The sequence below is a fragment of the Streptomyces sp. NPDC003284 genome (genome assembly GCF_053589675.1).
This window is the reverse complement of the sequence record NZ_JBSFSI010000012.1, coordinates 81,913-100,660: the sequence shown is the minus strand read 5'-3', so window position 1 is coordinate 100,660 and position 18,748 is coordinate 81,913. Positions and strand designations below refer to the sequence as shown.

General features: G+C 73.2%; 17 protein-coding genes. 5 read left to right on the top strand and 12 right to left on the bottom strand.

The window, feature by feature from the left end; translation table 11 throughout:
* The first annotated feature begins 192 nt into the window (after window positions 1-192).
* From ACWDYF_RS24310 to ACWDYF_RS24295, 4 genes are all read left to right on the top strand, one after another.
* The gene (locus ACWDYF_RS24310; protein ID WP_389470392.1) at window positions 193-936 is read left to right on the top strand and encodes an ABC transporter ATP-binding protein; all 744 of its coding nucleotides are present in this window, start codon (window positions 193-195) and stop codon (window positions 934-936) included.
* The gene (locus ACWDYF_RS24305; RefSeq protein ID WP_389470389.1) at window positions 918-2,324 is read left to right on the top strand and encodes a hypothetical protein; all 1,407 of its coding nucleotides are present in this window, start codon (window positions 918-920) and stop codon (window positions 2,322-2,324) included. The genes ACWDYF_RS24310 and ACWDYF_RS24305 overlap by 19 nt, the downstream gene beginning before the upstream one ends.
* A gap of 137 nt (window positions 2,325-2,461) precedes the next feature.
* A complete protein-coding gene (locus tag ACWDYF_RS24300) occupies window positions 2,462-2,878 on the top strand; it encodes a VOC family protein (RefSeq protein ID WP_381741222.1) in 417 nt (138 codons plus the stop codon).
* A 260-nt stretch (window positions 2,879-3,138) separates the two neighbouring features.
* Window positions 3,139-3,873, top strand: coding sequence for an LAETG motif-containing sortase-dependent surface protein (locus tag ACWDYF_RS24295; RefSeq protein WP_389470386.1), 735 nt, complete (start codon window positions 3,139-3,141; stop codon window positions 3,871-3,873).
* Between the two features lie 57 nt (window positions 3,874-3,930).
* Here the strand turns inward: ACWDYF_RS24295 and ACWDYF_RS24290 are convergent, their stop codons facing one another.
* The 9 genes from ACWDYF_RS24290 to rpsB all read right to left on the bottom strand — a co-directional run bounded on the left by ACWDYF_RS24290 (window position 3,931) and on the right by rpsB (window position 14,258).
* Complete coding sequence (locus tag ACWDYF_RS24290; RefSeq protein WP_389470383.1) at window positions 3,931-4,950, bottom strand: ABC transporter ATP-binding protein; 1,020 nt, start codon at window positions 4,948-4,950, stop codon at window positions 3,931-3,933.
* Entirely contained in the window at window positions 4,950-6,554 is a 1,605-nt protein-coding gene (locus ACWDYF_RS24285; protein ID WP_389470380.1) for an ABC transporter permease, read from the bottom strand. Before ACWDYF_RS24285 ends, ACWDYF_RS24290 begins: the two co-directional genes overlap by 1 nt.
* 71 nt (window positions 6,555-6,625) lie before the next feature.
* Window positions 6,626-7,696, bottom strand: a complete 1,071-nt coding sequence (locus ACWDYF_RS24280) for a thiamine ABC transporter substrate-binding protein (protein ID WP_389470377.1) — start codon at window positions 7,694-7,696, stop codon at window positions 6,626-6,628.
* A 266-nt stretch (window positions 7,697-7,962) separates the two neighbouring features.
* Window positions 7,963-9,069 (bottom strand): 23S rRNA (adenine(2503)-C(2))-methyltransferase RlmN, encoded by a 1,107-nt coding sequence (gene rlmN, locus ACWDYF_RS24275; RefSeq protein ID WP_381741213.1) that lies wholly within the window; start codon window positions 9,067-9,069, stop codon window positions 7,963-7,965.
* Between the two features lie 142 nt (window positions 9,070-9,211).
* Window positions 9,212-10,555 carry a phosphatidate cytidylyltransferase gene (locus ACWDYF_RS24270; RefSeq protein ID WP_389470374.1) on the bottom strand — a complete coding sequence of 448 codons (1,344 nt, stop codon included), beginning with the start codon at window positions 10,553-10,555 and terminating at the stop codon, window positions 9,212-9,214.
* The gene (frr, locus tag ACWDYF_RS24265; RefSeq protein ID WP_018567964.1) at window positions 10,555-11,112 is read right to left on the bottom strand and encodes a ribosome recycling factor; all 558 of its coding nucleotides are present in this window, start codon (window positions 11,110-11,112) and stop codon (window positions 10,555-10,557) included. The genes ACWDYF_RS24270 and frr overlap by 1 nt, the downstream gene beginning before the upstream one ends.
* A gap of 232 nt (window positions 11,113-11,344) precedes the next feature.
* On the bottom strand, window positions 11,345-12,103 hold the full coding sequence (gene pyrH / locus ACWDYF_RS24260) for a UMP kinase (RefSeq protein WP_018567963.1): 759 nt from the start codon (window positions 12,101-12,103) through the stop codon (window positions 11,345-11,347).
* A gap of 198 nt (window positions 12,104-12,301) precedes the next feature.
* Window positions 12,302-13,138, bottom strand: a complete 837-nt coding sequence (gene tsf, locus ACWDYF_RS24255) for a translation elongation factor Ts (RefSeq protein WP_018567962.1) — start codon at window positions 13,136-13,138, stop codon at window positions 12,302-12,304.
* Window positions 13,139-13,325: 187 nt separating this feature from the next.
* A complete protein-coding gene (rpsB, locus tag ACWDYF_RS24250; protein WP_381741205.1) occupies window positions 13,326-14,258 on the bottom strand; it encodes a 30S ribosomal protein S2 in 933 nt (310 codons plus the stop codon).
* Between the two features lie 305 nt (window positions 14,259-14,563).
* On the opposite strand from rpsB, the gene ACWDYF_RS24245 reads away from it, so the two are divergent.
* Complete coding sequence (locus ACWDYF_RS24245) at window positions 14,564-15,265, top strand: peptidoglycan DD-metalloendopeptidase family protein (protein WP_389470461.1); 702 nt, start codon at window positions 14,564-14,566, stop codon at window positions 15,263-15,265.
* Window positions 15,266-15,369: 104 nt separating this feature from the next.
* Here ACWDYF_RS24245 and ACWDYF_RS24240 read toward each other — a convergent pair whose 3' ends face one another.
* The 3 genes from ACWDYF_RS24240 to dprA form a co-directional block, all read right to left on the bottom strand.
* Window positions 15,370-15,924 (bottom strand): TetR/AcrR family transcriptional regulator, encoded by a 555-nt coding sequence (locus ACWDYF_RS24240; protein ID WP_018567959.1) that lies wholly within the window; start codon window positions 15,922-15,924, stop codon window positions 15,370-15,372.
* A 107-nt stretch (window positions 15,925-16,031) separates the two neighbouring features.
* Window positions 16,032-16,874, bottom strand: coding sequence for an RNA polymerase sigma factor WhiG (gene whiG / locus ACWDYF_RS24235; protein WP_018567958.1), 843 nt, complete (start codon window positions 16,872-16,874; stop codon window positions 16,032-16,034).
* 271 nt (window positions 16,875-17,145) lie between these two features.
* Window positions 17,146-18,231 carry a DNA-processing protein DprA gene (gene dprA, locus ACWDYF_RS24230; RefSeq protein ID WP_389470368.1) on the bottom strand — a complete coding sequence of 362 codons (1,086 nt, stop codon included), beginning with the start codon at window positions 18,229-18,231 and terminating at the stop codon, window positions 17,146-17,148.
* Window positions 18,232-18,748 lie beyond the last annotated feature (517 nt).

Sequence of the window (18,748 nt, the reverse complement as noted above, 5' to 3'; positions counted from 1 at the left end):
TCGAGTGGGAAACGGCGGCCCGGGGCCGTGTGCTGTCCGGCCTCCCGGCCTCGGCTGCCTAGCGTGACGTGACCGATCGGCTCCGCCTTCGTTCCCCCGTACGAGGGATTCGTACGGAGAACGGGCACGAGGGATCCCCGGACCCGCACGGCACCCCGCGCGGCATTCCTGATCCGAACCGAGGTGTACGCCATGGTGGCCCCGCCGGACAACGACGTGCTCTGGGCACGCGCCCTGCACTACACCCACAAGGACGGCTCCCCCGCCCTCTGCGGCGTCTCGCTCGGCGTGCGCCAGGGCGAGATCCTCGCGGTCGCCGGACCGAGCGGCAGCGGCAAGACCACCCTGCTGCGCTGTCTGTCCGGCACGGTGCGGGTCCGCGAGGGCGAGGTCTGGTTCAACAGCGCCCCCGTGCACACCCTCGGGCCGCTCGCCCGCGAACGGCTGCGCCGCGAACGGTTCGGCTGGGTCGACCCCGCCCCGGCCCTCGTCCCCGAGCTGAACGTCTGGGAGAACACCGCGCTGCCGCTGATGCTGCGCGGCGGCGGGCGGCGCCGCGCCAAGGTGGCCGCCCTGGAGTGGCTGGAACGCCTGGACGTCGGCGAGCTGGCCCGGCGGCGCCCGCACCAGCTCCGCCAGGCCGAACGCCAGCGCGTCTGCATCGCCCGCGCCCTCGCCACCGCGCCCACCGTGCTCTTCGCCGACGAGCCGACCGCCCCGCTGCACCGCGCCGACCGCGCCCATGTGCTGCGCACCCTCACCACGGCGGCCCGCTCGCACGGCATCACCGTGGTGCTGGCCACCCACGACGCGGAGACCGCCGCCCTCGCCGACCGCACGGTGGCCCTGCTCGACGGGCGGTGCGTGAAGAGCGTGCACCTGCCTCCCGCGGGCGACGCGACGGAAGGCCGGGCGGCGTGCTCGCTCTCCGTCTGACCCGAGTCGCCCGGCCCGCCGTCCAGCTGCGCCGCCTGGCGGTGGTGGCCGCGTCGGCGGGCACCGGCTTCCTGCTGCTGTCGAGCCTGGCCTACGCGCTGGCCCACCCGGAGCACTCCGGCGCCGCGCTGCTGCGGCTCTCCTGGTGCGCGGCGCCGCTGGCCGCCACCGTCTACCTGACCGTCGCCGTGGCCCGCACCGACCCGGGTACCCGGCCGCGCACCGCGCTGTCCGCGCTGGGTCTGGGGCCGGGCCGTCTGATGGCCGTCTCGGCGGTCACCAGCGCCGTGTGCTGCACGACCGGCTGCCTGCTCGCGCTGCTGGCCTTCCTGCATCTGCGCGGCGACCTGACCGGCCTGCCCCTGGACGGCGCCGCCTCCCACTTCCTGGCCGCGCGCAAGCGGCTGCCGGTGCCGGGGACGCTGACGCTGCTGGCGACCGTCCCGGCCCTGGCGTCGGCGGCGGTGGCCTGGTCCCTGCGCCCGCGCGAACCCCGGCCCGCGCCGCGTCCGGAGCGGCCCTCGGCCGGTGACACCACGGCCGGTGGTCCCACGGCCGACAGCGCCACGGTCACCGGTTCCACGGCCACGGGTTCCACGGTCACCGGTCCCACGGCCGACGGTTCCGCGGCCGGGGGCGCCGCGCCCGCCGGGGCGGCGGCTGCCGGTTCCGCGTCCGGCGGGCCGACGGCCGCTGGTCTCGCGTCCGGTACGGAGCCCGGAGCAGCCCCGGCCCCGGACGCGCCCGAGGACGACGACGACCCGCACCGGCCGCTCCCGCCGCACCGGCCCCCCACCGGCCTGCCCTGGGGCATCGCCGTCCTGGCCGTGGGCCTGACGGTCGAGGCCTACGCCGGGCGGGTCCACGCCTCCCGCACCGCGCTGCCCGGCGGGCTCAGCGCCGACTCCTCGCCCGTCCTCGTCGGCTGGCTGCTGACCGCGCTCGGCCTCGCTCTGGCCGGGCCCGCTCTCACCCATCTGTGCGGACTGCTCCTCCAGGCGGTGCGCCCCGGCGCCGTACGCCTGCTCGCCGGGCGGGTGCTGATGGAGGAGGCGGGGCGCATCGGGCGCCCGCTGGGCGTCGTGTGCGCGGTGGCCTCCGGCGCGTACGCCGTGAGCGCGCTGTCCGGCGGCGCCGCGCCCTCCCCGGGGCCGCTGACCGCCCTCGGCGCTGCCCTCGTGGCCGGCTGCGCGGTGGCCGTGCTGCTCACCGCCGCCGTGGAGGCCCGGCAGTCCCGGGCCGCCACCATCGCGGCCCTGCGCAGGCTCGGCGCCCCCGGCGCCACGCTCCGCTCCGCCGCCGCGCTGCGCGCCGGGGCGCTGCTGGCCCTGTTCGTGCCCCTGACCCTGCTGATCGCCGCGCTCGCCGCCCTGCCGCTGACCCGCTGACCGGCGGGCGGCAGCGGGCGGGCGGCGAGCAGGCGGCGGGTCCGGACGATTCCACCGATGAGTTCTGCGGCGCGCCCCGGTCCACCCTTCCGAACGGCTCACACACAGCGAACACACCGAGCGGGGAGAGACCCACCATGGCGCACGCCTACCAGCAGATGATCTTCGTGAACCTGGCGACCGAGGACGTAGCCGCGTCGCGGACGTTCTTCACCGAGCTGGGCTACACCATCAACCCGCAGTTCTCCGGCGACGACTGCGCCTGCGTCGTCATCAGCGACACCATCATCGCCATGCTGCTCGGCAAGAAGCGGTACGCGGACTTCACCGGGAAGGAGATCGCGGACTCCACCCGGACCAGCGAGGTGCTGCTCTGTCTGAGCGCCGAGAGCCGCGAGAAGGTCGACGAGATGATCGACAGGGCGGTCGCCGCCGGCGGCACGGTGAGCGGCGAGACGCAGGACCACGGGTACATGTACGGCCGTTCCTTCGACGACCTCGACGGCCACTCCTGGGAGATCGTGTGGATGGACCCGGCGGCGGTGGAGGGCTGAACCCGCCCGAGGGGCAACGGAGTTAAGGAACTAGCAAAGTAAACATCCTTCCTCCGCTTATCCGTTGACACCCCCGGCGGGGCACTTGTAGACCTGTGCCCCCTGGGGGTGCCGGGGCGCTCCTCGCCTCTCTCGGCCGCCCCAACCCCCCTTCCGCTTCCCGCACTTGTGCAACCGTGAAGGGCACCGTGGCTATTTTGTCCCCCTCTTCTCCCTCGCTCCCCTCTTCTCCCTCTTCTCCCTCCCGTCCCCGCCGTACCGTGCGTTCCGTGCGCTCCGGGCGGGCCCTCGGGGTCGCCGCCGCGTCCGCCGCGCTCGCTCTCGGCGCCGCCGGGCACGCGTTCGCCTGCGACATCGGCGAGTTCTCCGCCGAGGCCCGCTGCACCGGCGGCCAGGGCGTCATCGTCGTCACCGACAAGGACCGGTCCGGCACCCCCGCCGTCGTCACCGTGTACCGGCAGGACAGCGGCGCCGGTGCGCAGAAGATCGGCGAGCAGTCGGTCAAGGGCTCGGCGCGGGGCACCGAGATCACGTTCACCGAGGACTGGCGGCCCGGCGCCGTCTACCGCGTCCACGTCAAGGCCGGCGGCACCCTGGTCGACCAGGACATCCGGCCGGACCTGACCGCGCCGTCCACCGCCTGCTCCCCGGCCTCCCCGAGCGCCTCGGCGTTCCCGAGCGGCCCCGCCTCCCCGTCGCAGCCGGGCACCACCGCCCCGGCGCCCACGCCGAGCGCGACGACGGCGGCGCCGACTCCCCCGCAGACGCAGTCCACCGCACCGGCCCCGGCGCCGACCGCCTCGCTGAGCGCCGCCGCTCCCGCGGGCGCCGGGAGCAGTGCCCCCTCGCCCGCAGCCGGGAACTCCGGCCTGGCCGAGACCGGGGCGAACTCGAACACCGGCCTGATCGTCGGCATCGCGGCCGCCCTGGTCGCCGTCGGTGGCGGCGCGGTGTTCTACGGGCTGCGCCGACGGGGCGCGCACAGCGAGCGCTGAGCGCCGCACGCTCCCGTACGCCGACGCACCGGAGGGGGAAGGCGTCGGCGTACGGTCTCAGCCCAGCACCACCACGTCGTCCGGGTCGAACGCCACGCCCGTCTCCTCCCCGGTCCCGGGGGCCGCGCGCAGCGGGCAGGCGGCTTCCAGCGGCGGCGCGTCGCGCGGCTGGAGGCGCAGGGCGACATGGGTGCCCTTGAAGGTGCGGGCGGCCACCGTGCAGCGCAGGCCCTCCTCCGCCGGGACGAGGCGGACACCGGCGGGGCGTACGAGGAGGGTCCGGGTGCCCTGGGGCGCGTCCTCGGGGACCGGGACCTTGCCCCAGGGGGTGAGTGCGGTCGTGCCGTCGACCTTCGCCTCGATCACGTTCTCGAAGCCGAGGAAGCGGGCGACGAAGGCGTCCGCGGGACGCTGCCACACCTCGAGCGGCGTACCGGACTGGGCGATCCGGCCGTCCCGCATCACCACCACCCGGTCGGCGAGCGCGAACGCCTCGCCCTGGTCATGGGTGACGGCGAGCACGGTGGTGCCCAACCGCCCGAACAGCTCCCGCAGTTCGACGATGAGCCGTTCGCGCAGCGAGCGGTCGAGCTGGCCGAGGGGTTCGTCGAGCATGAGCAGCCGGGGCCGGGGCGCGAGGGCGCGGGCGAGGGCCACGCGCTGCTGCTCGCCGCCGGACAGGGCGGCCACCGGACGCGCGCCCGCGCCCGGCAGGCCGACGAGTTCGAGGAGTTCGGCCACCCGCGCGGCCTGCTCCGGCCGGGTCGCGCCGTGCATCCGCGGCCCGAAGGCGACGTTCTGGGCCACGTCCCGCTGCGGGAAGAGCTGGTGGTCCTGGAACATCAGGCCGACCTCGCGCCGGTGCACCGGCACCCGCGCCTGGTCGCGCCCGTCGAGCAGCACCTGCCCCGAGTCCAGCGCCTGGAGTCCGGCCACCGCCCGCAGCAGCGTCGACTTGCCGCTGCCGCTGGGGCCGAGCACGCACACGGTCTCGTGCTCGGCGACCGCCAGGTCGACGGCGTCCAGGGCGGCCCGGCCGCCGAAGCGCACGGTGGCACCGCGCAGGTCGAGCAGCATCAGAACTCCCCCGTCCGCTCGCCGCCGCGCAGTCTCTCCAGTACCAGCAACGCCACCGCGCACACCACCATGAGGATCGTCGACAGGGCCATGGCCTGGCCGTAGTTGAGGTCGCCGGGCCGGGAGAGCAGCCGGGCCACGGCCACCGGCAGGGTCGGGTTGTCGGGCCGGGCGATGAACACGGTCGCCCCGAACTCCCCGAGGGAGACCGCGAAGGCGAACCCGGCGGCGATCAGCAGCGCCCGCCGCACCAGCGGCAGGTCCACCTCCCGCCACACCCGCCACGGCGACGCCCCGAGCACGGCCGCCGCCTCGCGCAGCCGTACGTCGACCGCGCGCAGCACCGGCAGCATGGTCCGTACGACGAAGGGCACGCCGACCAGGGCCTGTGCGAGCGGGACCAGGATCCAGGACTGCCTGAGGTCCAGCGGGGGCTTGTCCAGGGCGATCAGGAAACCGAAGCCCACGGTCACCGCCGACACGCCGAGCGGCACCATCAGCAGCGCGTCGAAGCCGCGGACCAGGCGTCCGGCGTCCCGCCGGGTGAGCGCGGCGGCGGCGAGGGAGCCGATGGCGACGGCGATGGCGGTCGCGGCGGCGGCGTAGGACAGGGAGGCGCCGACGGCGTGGAGCGGCGCGACCAGGAAGGTGCCGCCGTCCGGGTCGGCCAGCGCGCGGTAGTAGCCGAAGCCGGGTGCGGTGAGCGAGCGCTGCACCAGCACGGCGAGCGGCAGCAGCACGAGCAGCGCGATGCTGGCGAGGACGGCGGCCAGCAGCGTCCACTGCCCGGCGCCGCGCGGGCGGCGGGCGGTGCGGGCGGCGTCCACCAGCCGCAGCGTGCTCTCCCGGCGCCGTACGGTCCAGGCGTGCACGGCGAGGATCGCGCCCACGGCGGCGAACTGCACGAGGGTGAGGACGGCGGCCGTGGACAGGTCGAACATCTGCGAGGTCTGCCGGTAGATCTCCACTTCGAGGGTGGAGAAGCCGGGGCCGCCGAGGATCTGCACCACGCCGAAGGAGGTGAAGGTGAACAGGAAGACCATCAGCGCGGCGGCGGCGACGGCGGGCGCCAGGGCGGGCAGGGTGACCTTGCGCCAGGCCGTCAGCGGCGAGGCGCCGAGCATCCGCGCGGCCTCCTCCTGCCGCGGGTCGAGCTGAGCCCACAGGCCGCCCACGGTCCGTACGACGACGGCGTAGTTGAAGAAGACATGGGCGAGGAGGATCGCCCACACGGTGGTGTCCAGGCGCACCCCCCACAGGTCGTCGAGGAGGCCGCCGCGTCCGACGAGGGCGAGGAAGGCGGTGCCGACGACGACCGTGGGCAGGACGAACGGCACGGTGACCACGGCCCGCAGTACATTCCGTCCCGGGAAGTCGTAGCGGGCGAACACGTAGGCGCCGGGCAGGGCGATCAGCAGGGTGAGCGCGGTGGAGGCCAGCGCCTGCCAGGTGGTGAACCACAGCACGTGCCGGATGTCGGCCCGGCCCAGCACCTCGCCGAACGGGCCCCACTGCCAGGCGCCGCCGGAGTGCAGGCCGCGCCGGACGATCGCGGCCACCGGGTAGGCGAAGAACAGCGCGAAGAACGCGACGGGCACGGCCATCAGGCCGAGCCGCGCCGCGTTCGCCCGGCGGCGCCGCGCCCGGTCCCCCGCGGCGGGGCCTGCCGCGGGGGCTACTTCACTACGAGGGAGGACCACGTCTTGACCCACTGGTCGCGGTTGGCGGCGATGCGGTCGGGGGCCATGGTCCGGGGGTCCTTGGCCTGCGGGCCGTACGCCGTGAAGTCGGCGGGCACGGCGGCGCCCGCGCGCACCGGGTAGACGAACATGTTCAGCGGCATGTCCTGCTGGAACTCCTTGCTGAGCAGGAAGTCGAGGAACGCCTTGCCGCCCTTGGTGTTCCCGGCGTTGCTGAGCAGCCCGGCGTACTCGACCTGCCGGAAGCAGGTGGCGTCCACGACGCCGGTCGGCGCGGTCTTCGGCCGGGGGTCGGCGTAGATGACCTCGGCGGGCGGCGAGGAGGCGTAGGAGACGGCGAGCGGCCGGTCGCCCTTGGCCTTCCGGCCGCCCGCGGAGCCGGAGAACTCCTGGTTGTACGCCTGCTCCCAGCCGTCGACGACCTTGACGCCGTTGTCCTTCAGCTTCTTCCAGTAGTCCTGCCAGCCCTTCTCGCCGTACTGGGCGGCGGTGCCGAGCAGGAAGCCGAGGCCGGGCGAGGAGGTCGCCGCGTTCTCGGTGACCAGGAGGTTCTTGTACTGCGGCTTCAGCAGGTCGTCGAAGGAGGCGGGCGGGGCCAGCTTGTGGTCGGCGAAGTACTTCTTGTCGTAGTTGACGCAGATGTCGCCGGTGTCGACGGGCGTGACGCGGTGCTTGGCCTGGTCGACGCGGTAGCGCGGGTCGACCGTGCCGGAGTCCTTCGCCTCGTACGGCTGGAAGAGGCCGTTGTCGAGGGCGCGGGAGAGCAGCGTGTTGTCGACGCCGAAGAAGACGTCGCCCTGCGGGTTGTCCTTGGTGAGGATGGCCTTGTTGACGGCCTGTCCGGCGTCGCCGTCCTTGAGGATGCGGACCTTGTACCCGGAGCGCTTCTCGAAGTCCGCGACGACACTCTTGGACGCGGCCCACGAGTCATGGCTGACCACGGTCACGGTCGTGGAGTCGGCCGCCTCGCCCCCGGAGGACCCGCACGCGGAGAGGGCGACGAGGCCGAGGCCGGCCGCGGCGGCGGCGAACGTCTTGTGGTGCACTGGATTTTCCTCCTGGATGGTGGCCAGGAAGAGACGCGGCCCTGCCCGGTGTCCGCGCGGGACGCGGGACGCCGGGCAGGGCGCAACAGCTCGAGTGATGACCGAACTTCCTACCCAGAATGACCTGGGCGAGGTTCAGAGGGTCTGCGGCCGGTGCCGCACTCTCAGCGCTGTGGCGCTCCCCTGTCGGAATATGAAGATGTGTGTACGGCCCTCAGACTACCGTCCGGCGCGGGCGGCGGACCGGGCCGGGCGGCCCGGCGGCGCTACCGCTCCGTGGCGGCCAGCTGTCCGCAGGCCCCGTCGATCTCCTGGCCGCGGGTGTCCCGGACCGTCACCGGCACGCCGTGCGCGGCGATGGCCTCGACGAACGCCTTCTCGTCCTCGGGCCGCGAGGCGGTCCACCGGGAGCCCGGCGTCGGGTTGAGCGGGATGAGGTTGACGTGCACCGGCTTGCCCCGGAGGAGGCGGCCGAGCCGGTCGCCGCGCCACGCCTGGTCGTTGATGTCCCGGATCAGCGCGTACTCGATGGACAGCCGCCGCCCGGACCGGGCGGTGTACTCGAACCCGGCGTCCAGCACCTCCCGCACCTTCCACCGCGTGTTGACCGGCACGAGGGTGTCGCGCAGCTCGTCGTCGGGGGCGTGCAGGGAGATCGCGAGCCGGCACTTGAGGCCCTCGTCGGTGAACCGGTTGATCGCCGGGACCAGGCCGACCGTGGACACGGTGATGCCGCGCTGCGACAGCCCGACCCCGTCCGGCTCCGGGTCGGTCAGGGCACGGATGGCGCCGATCACCCGCTTGTAGTTGGCCAGCGGCTCGCCCATGCCCATGAACACGATGTTGGACAGCCGCGCCGGTCCGCCCGGCACCTCGCCGTCGCGCAGCGCGCGCATGCCGTCCACGATCTGGTGCACGATCTCGGCGGTCGACAGATTGCGGTCGAGACCGGCCTGCCCGGTCGCGCAGAACGGGCAGTTCATCCCGCACCCGGCCTGCGAACTGATGCACATCGTCACCCGGTCCGGGTAGCGCATCAGCACCGACTCGACGAGCGTCCCGTCGAACATCCGCCACAGCGTCTTGCGCGTCGTCCCCTCGTCGGTCGACAGATGCCGTACGACCGTCATCAGCTCCGGCAGCAGCGCCTCGCGCAGCTTCTCCCGCGAGCCGGCCGGGATGTCCGTCCACTGCTCGGGGTCGTGCGCGTACCGCGCGAAGTAGTGCTGCGAGAGCTGCTTGGCACGGAACGGCTTCTCACCGATCGCGGCCACAGCCTCCTTGCGCTCGGCGGGCGAGAGATCGGCAAGATGCCGCGGCGGCTTCTGGGCTCCGCGCGGCGCGACGAAAGTGAGTTCTCCGGGCTTGGGCATGGTGGTACCAGTGTCGCAGATCGACTTGGGTGGGCCGGTCGGTGCGGTGAGCGGGGCGGGAGCGGGCGAGGCCCCTCCCCCGGTGGGGAGGGGCCTCGTCCGGGCTGTGAGGCGGCGCGGGGCCGGGCCGGGGGGGGCTGGGTCAGGTGGAGCCGACGAAGAGGACCATCAGGAGCCAGACCACCGGGGCGGTGGGGAGGAGGGAGTCGAGGCGGTCCATGATGCCGCCGTGGCCCGGCAGGAGGGTGCCCATGTCCTTGATGCCGAGGTCGCGCTTGATCATGGACTCGCCGAGGTCGCCGAGGGTGGCGCTGGCGGCGACCGCGAGGCCCAGGAACAGGCCCTGCCACCAGGCTCCGTCGTCGATCAGGAACTGCATGCACAGCGCGCCCGCCACCATCGCGAAGGCGACCGCGCCGAGCAGGCCCTCGCGGGTCTTGCCGGGGCTGATGCGCGGGGCGAGCTTGTGCCTGCCGAAGCGCCAGCCGACGGCGTAGGCGCCGGTGTCGCTGACCACGGTGAGGATCAGGAAGGTCAGGACGCGGTACGGCCCGTCGTGCGCGGTGAGCAGCATCGCCACGAAGGTGGCCAGGAACGGGACGTAGAACGCGGCGAAGACGCCCGCCGTGACGTCCTTGAGGTAGCCCTCCGGCGGCTGGGTCATCCGCCACACCAGGACGGCGAGCGCGGTGAGCGCCATCGCCACCCAGGCGCCCTCGGCGTCCCGGACGTACCCGGCGACCACCATCGCGGCGCCGCCGACCGCCAGCGGCACGAGCGGCGCCTTGATGTCCTTGCGCTCCTGGAGCCGCGAGGTCAGCTCCCACAGGCCGACCACGACGGCGACCGCGATGACGCCCACGAAGACGGCCTTGACGACGAACAGCGACGCGACGATCACCACGCCGAGTCCGAGACCGACGCCTATGGCCGCGCCGAGGTCCCGTCCCGCGCTCTTCTTCTGCGGTGCCTGCGGGGCGGGCGCCGGCTGCGGGGCGTCGGGCATGGGCTCCGGATTCTGCGGCGCCGACCCGTGGGCGGGCGGCGTCCGCGGCGTGTCGTAGGGCCGCGGCTGCGGCGCCTCGTACGGCTGCGGATGCGGATGCGGCTGCGGGTGGGACTGCGGCCTGTCGTACGACTGCGGGTGCGGCTGCGGGTGTGCCTGCGGCGGCCGGACCGGGTCGTACGGCTGCTGCGGGTGCGGCTGCGGGTGCGGCTGCGACGGGTCGTACGGCTGCTGCCGCGGCGCCTCGTCGCGGAACAAGGGGCCGCCCGGCATGCGCGCGGCCCCCCGGTCGTCATCCTGGTTTCCGCCGTGTGCGGGCACCTCGGGCACGATGGGCATGGGGCGGGTGTGCTGAGCGCCCGGCGCATCGTACGCGGGGCCCGCGGGGGTGGCCCCCGGGACGGGGACCTGGCCGGGTGCCCCGTCGGCGGGCCCCCAGTACCCGGCCTGCTGCGGCGCTCCCCAGGAAGAGTCGTTCATCAGACCTCGAGCAGCTCCGCTTCCTTGTGCTTGAGCAGCTCGTCCACCTGTGCGACGTACTTCGCGGTGGTGTCGTCGAGCTCCTTCTCCGCACGGCGGCCCTCGTCCTCGCCGACCTCGCCGTCCTTGATCAGCTTGTCGATGGCGTCCTTGGCCTTGCGGCGCACGGAGCGGATGGACACCTTGGCGTCCTCGCCCTTGCCCTTGGCGACCTTGATGTACTCGCGGCGGCGCTCCTCGGTCAGGTCCGGGAACACCACTCGGATGATGTTGCCGTCGTTGCTCGGGTTGACGCCCAGGTCGGAGTCGCGGATCGCCTGCTCGATGTTGCGCAGCGCGGTCTTGTCGAACGGGGTCACGACGGCCATGCGCGGCTCCGGCACGGAGAACGAGGCCAGCTGGTTGATCGGCGTCGGCGCGCCGTAGTAGTCGGCCACGATCTTGTTGAACATCGCCGGGTGCGCACGGCCGGTGCGGATCGCGGCGAAGTCCTCCTTGGCGACCACGACGGCCTTCTCCATCTTCTCCTCGGCCTCGAGGAGGGTCTCTTCGATCACCACTTGCTCCTGCGTGTCTTGAGTAGGCCCGGCTGCGGTTCCTGGTCGGGGCCGCCGTCCGGCTGCGTCGCGTCTTCTTCCTGCACGGTTCCCGACCGGCAGGACATTGTCCATCCCCCGGTCCGGCTCCGTCCCGTCCGTCCCCCGGACAGGTGCCGCACCCCGGACCGTCACCGGGTGGGGAAGGGCGCCGGGGCGGGACGGGCCACCGGTCCGGGACGGGTGGGCCCGGTCACTCCCGGCCGGGCTGGTCACCCACAAGCGTGCCGATCTTCTCACCCTTGACGGCGCGGGCGATATTGCCCTCCTTCAGGAGCTCGAAGACGACGATCGGAAGCCGGTTGTCGCGGCACAGCGTGATCGCGGTGGCGTCGGCGACCTTCAGGTCCCGGGTGATGACCTCGCCGTAGCCGAGGGCGTCGAACTTCACGGCGTCCGGGTTGGTCTTCGGGTCGGAGTCGTACACCCCGTCCACGCCGTTCTTGCCCATGAGCAGCGCCTCGGCGTCGATCTCCAGGGCGCGCTGGGCGGCGGTGGTGTCGGTGGAGAAGTACGGCATGCCCATACCGGCGCCGAAGATGACCACACGGCCCTTCTCCAGGTGGCGCACGGCGCGCAGCGGGATGTAGGGCTCGGCGACCTGGCCCATGGTGATGGCGGTCTGGACCCGGGTGTCGATGCCCTCCTTCTCGATGAAGTCCTGGAGGGCGAGGCAGTTCATCACGGTGCCGAGCATGCCCATGTAGTCGGAGCGGGCGCGGTCCATGCCGCGCTGCTGCAACTCGGCGCCGCGGAAGAAGTTGCCGCCGCCGATGACGACCGCGACCTGCGCGCCGTCCCGGACGACGGCGGCGATCTCACGGGCGATGGCGTGCACCACGTCCGGGTCGACGCCCAGGCCCCCGCCACCGGAGAAGGCCTCTCCGGACAGCTTCAGCAGAAACCGGCCGGTCACTTTGCCGTCGTCGCTCTTCTGGGCCTTGGTGGTCATGAGATCCCGCCTCTGTTACGTGGTACACATGCGAAGAAGGCCATTGCCGGTGGGGTGGTTCGCATCCCATGCAGCGGCAATGGCCTCCTCGTCAGTTCTGCTGTCGTCCGCCGTGCGCGCGTGCGCGGTGGCAGGCGCGCGTGGCGTGGACGACTGCTGTCGACCCTATCCGGGTCCGGCGTCCGGCGCGGTGCGGACTCAGATGCCGACCTTGATGCGCGTGAAGCGCTTCAGGGTGACACCGGCCTCGTCCAGCACCTTCTGGACGGACTTCTTGTTGTCCAGCGCGTAGGGCTGGCCGAGCAGGGTGGCGTCCTTGAAGAAGCCGTTCACCCGACCCTCGACGATCTTGGCGATCGCGGCCTCGGGCTTGCCCTCGGCGCGGGTGGTCTCCTCGGCGATGCGGCGCTCCGACTCGACGACCTCGGCCGGCACGTCCTCCTTGGAGAGGTACTTCGGCGCGAAGGCGGCGATGTGCTGGGCGATGCCCTTGGCGACCTCGGCACTCGGCTTGTCCAGCTCGACGAGGACACCGATCTGCGGGGGCAGGTCGGGCATCGTGCGGTGCATGTACGCGGTCACGAAGCCGTCGGAGAACTGCGCGAAGCGGTCCAGGACGATCTTCTCGCCGAGGTTGGCGTTGGCCTCGTCGACGTACGCCTGGACGGTCTTGCCGGCCTCGATCTCGGAGGCGAGCAGGGCCTCCAGGTCGGCCGGGGAGGTCTTGGCGACGTGCTCGGCGATGGTCGTGGCCACGGCCTGGAACTTGTCGCCCTTGGCGACGAAGTCCGTCTCGCACTTCAGCTCGACGAGGACACCGGAGGAGTTGTCGTCGGCGAGGATCGAGACCACGGCGCCGTTCTCGGCGGAGCGGCCCTCGCGCTTGGCGACGCCCTTCTGGCCCTTGATGCGCAGTGCCTCGACGGCCTTCTCGACGTTGCCCTCGGCCTCGTCCAGCGCCTTCTTGCAGTCCATCATGCCGGCGCCCGTGAGCTCACGGAGCTTCTTGACGTCGGCGGCGGTGTAGTTCGCCATGAGTCTGTGAATCTTTCTCGAAGTCTGGAAGATCGAAGATCAGGGGGTCGCGGCCCTTGTACCAGAGTCCACCGACACGCCACCGATCCACGGGTGAACGGCGGGGGCTGCGGGCGCCCCTCCCGTGCCTGCGCGGCACGGGAGGGGTATGCCGTCGGCCCCCGCCGTCAACTCTGACGTCGGCAGATCAGGCCTGCTCGCCCTCGGCCTTGACCTCGGTGTCGGTCTCGGTCTCGGTCTCGGCCTTCACCTCGGCGGCGGCCTCCTCGACGGCCTCGGAGACCGGGGCGTCGGGGGCCGGAGCCTCGGCGGCGGCCTCGACGGCCTCGGCGGACTCGTCCGCCTTCTTCTCGCCCTCGAGCAGGTCGCGCTCCCACTCGGCGAGCGGCTCGCCCGCGGCCTTCTCGCCCTTGTCACCGGCGTTGACGCCGGAACGGGAGATGAGGCCCTCGGCGACGGCGTCGGCGATCACACGGGTGAGCAGGGTGACGGAGCGGATCGCGTCGTCGTTGCCCGGGATCTTGTAGTCGACCTCGTCGGGGTCGCAGTTGGTGTCGAGGATGGCGACGACCGGGATGTTGAGCTTGCGGGCCTCGCCGACCGCGATGTGCTCCTTCTTGGTGTCCACGATCCAGACGGCGCTGGGCACCTTCTGCATCTCGCGGATACCGCCGAGGGTCTTCTCCAGCTTGGCCTTCTCGCGGGAGAGGACCAGCAGCTCCTTCTTGGTGAGGCCGGAGGCGGCCACGTCCTCGAAGTCGATCTGCTCGAGCTCCTTCAGGCGCTGAAGGCGCTTGTAGACGGTCGAGAAGTTGGTGAGCATGCCGCCCAGCCAGCGCTGGTTGACGTAGGGCATGCCGACGCGGGTGGCCTGCTCGGCGATGGCCTCCTGCGCCTGCTTCTTCGTGCCGACGAACATGACCGTGCCGCCGTGGGCCACGGTCTCCTTGACGAACTCGTAGGCGCGGTCGATGTACGACAGCGACTGGAGCAGGTCGATGATGTAGATGCCGTTGCGCTCGGTGAAGATGAAGCGCTTCATCTTCGGGTTCCAGCGACGGGTCTGGTGACCGAAGTGGACGCCGCTCTCCAGCAGCTCCCGCATCGTGACGACGGCCATGGCCGTATCTCCTTGAATTTCTCGGTTGTGCCGCGGGTGCCGGACGGCTCCCGCGCCTGACGCCCGCGGCGCGCCGTGCCACGAAGGACCGAGGGGCGCTGACACCGACCGTTGCCGGCCGGAGTGTCGGGGCGTGCGAAGTCGACCCGGTGACCCGGATCGCCACCAGAAGTGTACGGGACCCGGAAGGTGCCGGGTGACGCCGCTCTCCACAACCGGTGCGTCGTCCACAGACTCCGGCCGATTCCGGCCGTTCGCGGGAGTGTGGAGGCATGTCCCGGATGCGGGTGCGCATACGGGTGCGGCTGCGGATACGGGCGGATACGGAGGGCGGTGCGGGTGTGGAGCGGTGGGTGGGCCGGTGGCTCGCGGGGCTGTGTCTGGGGGCGACGGCGGTGCTGTCGGTGCCGGTGGCCTGGGGTGCGGGGAGCGCGCGGGACGCCGGGAGCGCGAGAGACGCGGGGGGCGTGAGAGACGTGGGGGGCGTGAGCGGCACTGCGGGCGCGGGCTTGGGCGCGGGAGCTTCGGCCGATGCGCCGGTGCCCGCAGTGGGCCAGGCCTGGCCGGTGGGGTCACACCCGCCGGTCCTGCGCGGCTGGGAACCTCCGGCCACGCCCTACGGTCCCGGCCACCGGGGCGTGGACCTGGGCGCGCCGCCGGGTACCGCGGTACGCGCGGTGACGGCCGGTCGCGTCTCCTTCGCCGGAGCCGTGGCGGGGCGGGGCGTGGTCTCCGTGGAACTGGCGGGGACGGGCTCCCCAGCCCTGCGCACGACATACGAGCCGGTACGGGCGTCCGTGCCCCGGGGCGCCGAGGTGGCGGCCGGTGAGGTCATCGGGACGGTGGAGGCGGCGGAGACGGCTTCCCACTGCGGCCCCGGCTGTCTGCACTGGGGCCTGCTCCGGGGCGAGACCTACCTCGACCCCCTGCTGCTCCTGCCGCCCCGGCTGCTGAACGGCGGTCCGGCACGCCTGCTGCCGGTCCTCGGGGTGCCGCTGCCTCCGTGACGGGGGCGGGAGGGGGGAGGGAGAGGGGCGGGGGGGATGGGGGGTGGGGGGGAGGGGGAGGGCCCCCCCGGGGGGGAGCTGGGGGCAGCGAGGCGGTGTGCGGGTCAGCCGCGGACGCCCCGGAGGGCCATCGCCACGGCAGCCTCCGCGACGGCCGAGGGCTCCTCGACTCCCAGCTCGATCCGGCGCACGGCCGCGTCGACCACGCCCTGGAGCAGCATCGCGGCCAGCCGGGGCTGCTCGTGGCCCAGCTCGGCCAGCGCCTCGACGATCATGGCGACCAGTCCGCCGTGCGCGGCCCGGATCTTCTCCCGGGCGCCGGCGTCCAGCTCGCTCGCCGAGATCGCCACGACGGCCCGGTGCCGCCGGTCGCCGACGAGGTCCAGCTGGGCGCGGACGTACGCCTCGACCTTGGGCCCGGGGCCGTCCGCGGCGTCCATCGCCGCCGACACCTCCGCGGCCCAGACCGGGAAGTCGGCCTCGCACAGCTCCTCGACCACGGCAGCCCGCGACCGGAAGTACTCGTACACCGACGAGCGCGCGAGCCCTGTCCGCTCGGCCAGCGCGGGGAAGGTCAGCGCCTCCGTACCGCCCTGGGACAGCAGGGTGCGCGCCGCGTCCAGCAGGGCGGCACGCTGCATCGACCGGTGCTCGGCCACGGAGGCCGCTCGAATCCTTGGCACGTCGTCCACTCTACGGACGCGGCGCCCGCGGCGGGAGTCGCACCGGGCGCACACCGCGTCCCGGGCGGTGCTCGCCCGCACGCTCAGCGGCCGAAACCCGCCAGTTTCGCGCGCAGCTGGAGGACGGACTTGGTGTGGATCTGGCTGACCCTGCTCTCGGTGACGCCGAGCACATTGCCGATCTCGGCGAGCGTGAGGCCCTCGTAGTAGTACAGGGTGACGACGGTCTTCTCCCGCTCGGGCAGTGTGTTGATCGCGCGGGCCAGGAACCGGCGCAGTTCCCGGTCCTCGGCGACCTCCACCGGATTGTCGGCGGCGGTGTCCTCCAGCGTGTCCATCAGGCTCAGCCGGTCCCCGCCGTCGCCGCCCACGTGCAGCAGCTCTTCCAGCGCCACCACGTTGGCCAGCGACAACTGGCTGAAGACCGCGTGGAGTTCGTCGACCGCGATGCCCATCTCGGTGGCCACCTCGCCCTCCGAGGGGGTGCGCCGCAGCCGGGCCTCCAGCGTCGCGTAGGCCCGCTCGACGTTGCGCGCCTTCTGCCGCACGGAGCGGGGGATCCAGTCCAGTGCCCGCAGTTCGTCGATCATGGCGCCGCGGATCCGGGTGATCGCGTACGTCTCGAACTTGATCTCCCGGTCGATGTCGAACTTCTCGATCGCGTCGATGAGCCCGAAGACGCCCGAGGACACGAAGTCGGCCTGTTCCACATTGGGCGGCAGGCCGACGCTCACCCGTCCCGCGACGTATTTCACCAGCGGCGAGTAGTGCAGGATCAGTTGCTCCCGCAGCCTGTCGTCCCCCGTCGCCTTGTACGACCGCCACAGCTCGTCGAGCGTCGAGGGAGCGGGCGGCCGCACGCTGCCACCGTCGCGGGCGGCTGGGGGGATCGCCGCCCGGTCGGACCCGGAGGTGTGCTGGGGCATTCGTCGCCTTGTGCCGTTCTGCCGTGGGGTGCGGCTTTCTGGGTGAGCTGTCGGTCTGGGTTCGGTATCGGGTTGTCCGCGTCGGAACCACGTGAGCGTAGCGTGACTGAAGTGTCGCGGTGCGCGAACGACGGGGCACAGCGCGTGCGCAGATACGTTCCGCTAGGCGCTCCACCGGGTCACGCGCGTCACCCTGGGTGATGTGGGGAACGCCCAACTGCGGGAATTTGCGCAGGCGTAGGCGTTCCCCCGGACGGCCGAACACGCTCGGTCAACAAGGCTCCGGATCTCGTCGTCCGGAGATCACCGCCTGGCGTGTCAACTTCCATCCGTCGCCATGTCGTTCGACGTAACCGAGCGAGCGGAGTTCGTAGAGTCCGGCGACCGCGTCGTCCGGTGTGGTGCGGGCGCCGCGGGCGATCTCGGCCGCGGTCGGCGCACCGCGCGCGGGCAGTGCGGCCAGGATCTGCCGTGTCTCGGGTGGCAGCAGGTCGCGCGGGAGGACGGGGCCGCGCCGCTCGGGGGCCAGCTCGCCGATGTCGCCGATCAGCTCGGCGACCTCCGCCGCGTCGGTGACCAGCGTCGCGCCGCCGCGCAGCAGTTCGTGGACGCCTGCCGACAGGGCGCTGGTGGCCGGTCCGGGCACCCCCATGGTGTGCCGGCCCAGGCGCTGTGCGGCCCGTGCGGTGACCAGGGAGCCGCTGCGGTGGGCCGCCTCGACGACCACCGTGCCGCGGGTGAGGGCCGCGATGACCCGGTTGCGGACGATGAATCTGCTGGGTGTGGGGTGCTCGCCCGGCGGCAGCTCGCCGATCACCAGGCCCTGCTGGGCGATCCTGGTGATGAGACCGGTGTGGCCGCGCGGGTAGGGGCGGTCGACGCCGCAGGCCAGCACGGCGACGGTGGCGCCCGCACCGGCGAGCGTGCCGCGGTGGGCCGCGCCGTCGATTCCGTAGGCTCCGCCGGACACCACCACCCAGCCGCGTTCGGTCAGTCCCGCGGCGAGCGTGGCCGCCATGTGCGCGCCGTAGTCGGTGCAGGCGCGGGCGCCGACCAGTGCCACCGACCGCAGCGCCCACATGCGCAGGCTGGGCCGGCCGCGCACCCACAGGCCGGTGGGCCGGGCGTCCTCCAGGTCGTCGAGCTGGGCCGGCCACTCGGTGCCGCCGGGGTGCACGAAGCGCACCCCGGTCTCCCGGGCGACGGCGAGGTCCCGCTCGGGGTCGGCCCGGACGGCGCGGGCGCACAGGCCGGCCCACCGTTTGCCCGACACCCCGGGCAGCGGTGGTGTGCCGTCCCGCAGTCGCCGTGCCACGGTCGGTGCGCCCAGTTCCCGCACCCACCGCCCTCCGGTCACGTCCCCGGGCTCCAGCACTCGGCTGAGGAAGACCCGTGCGAGGAGTTCCGTGGCGGGCCCTTCCGGTCGGCCACCTTCCGGTCGGCCGGGGCCGCCGGTCGGAGCCGCCCCGTCAGGCGGCCCCGGCCGATTCGGTGGGTGAGAGTCCTCCCCTGGGGGCGAGCCCTCCGGCGGGCGCGAGCGGCCGGGCGGGGGTGCCTGAGCGGAAGGTCGTGGGTGTGCGGAGGGGCGCGGATCAGCGGACGCGGAGGCCCCAGTCGGGGCCGATCCGACGGGCGAGACCGGCCCACCGCCAGGGGCCGATCCGACGGGCGAGTCCCGGCCACCGCCCGGGGCCGGATCGCCGGACGAGTCCCCGCCACCGGTCGACGCCCCTCCCCCGGCCCGAAGCCGGTCCCCCGCCCGAAGCCGGTCCCCCGCCGGAAGCCGGTCCCCGGCCGGGGTCGAGCCGTCAGCGGGAGTCGAGCGCTCCGGCGAAAGCCGGGCGCCCGCCGGTCCACCGCGCACCGAGACGGTC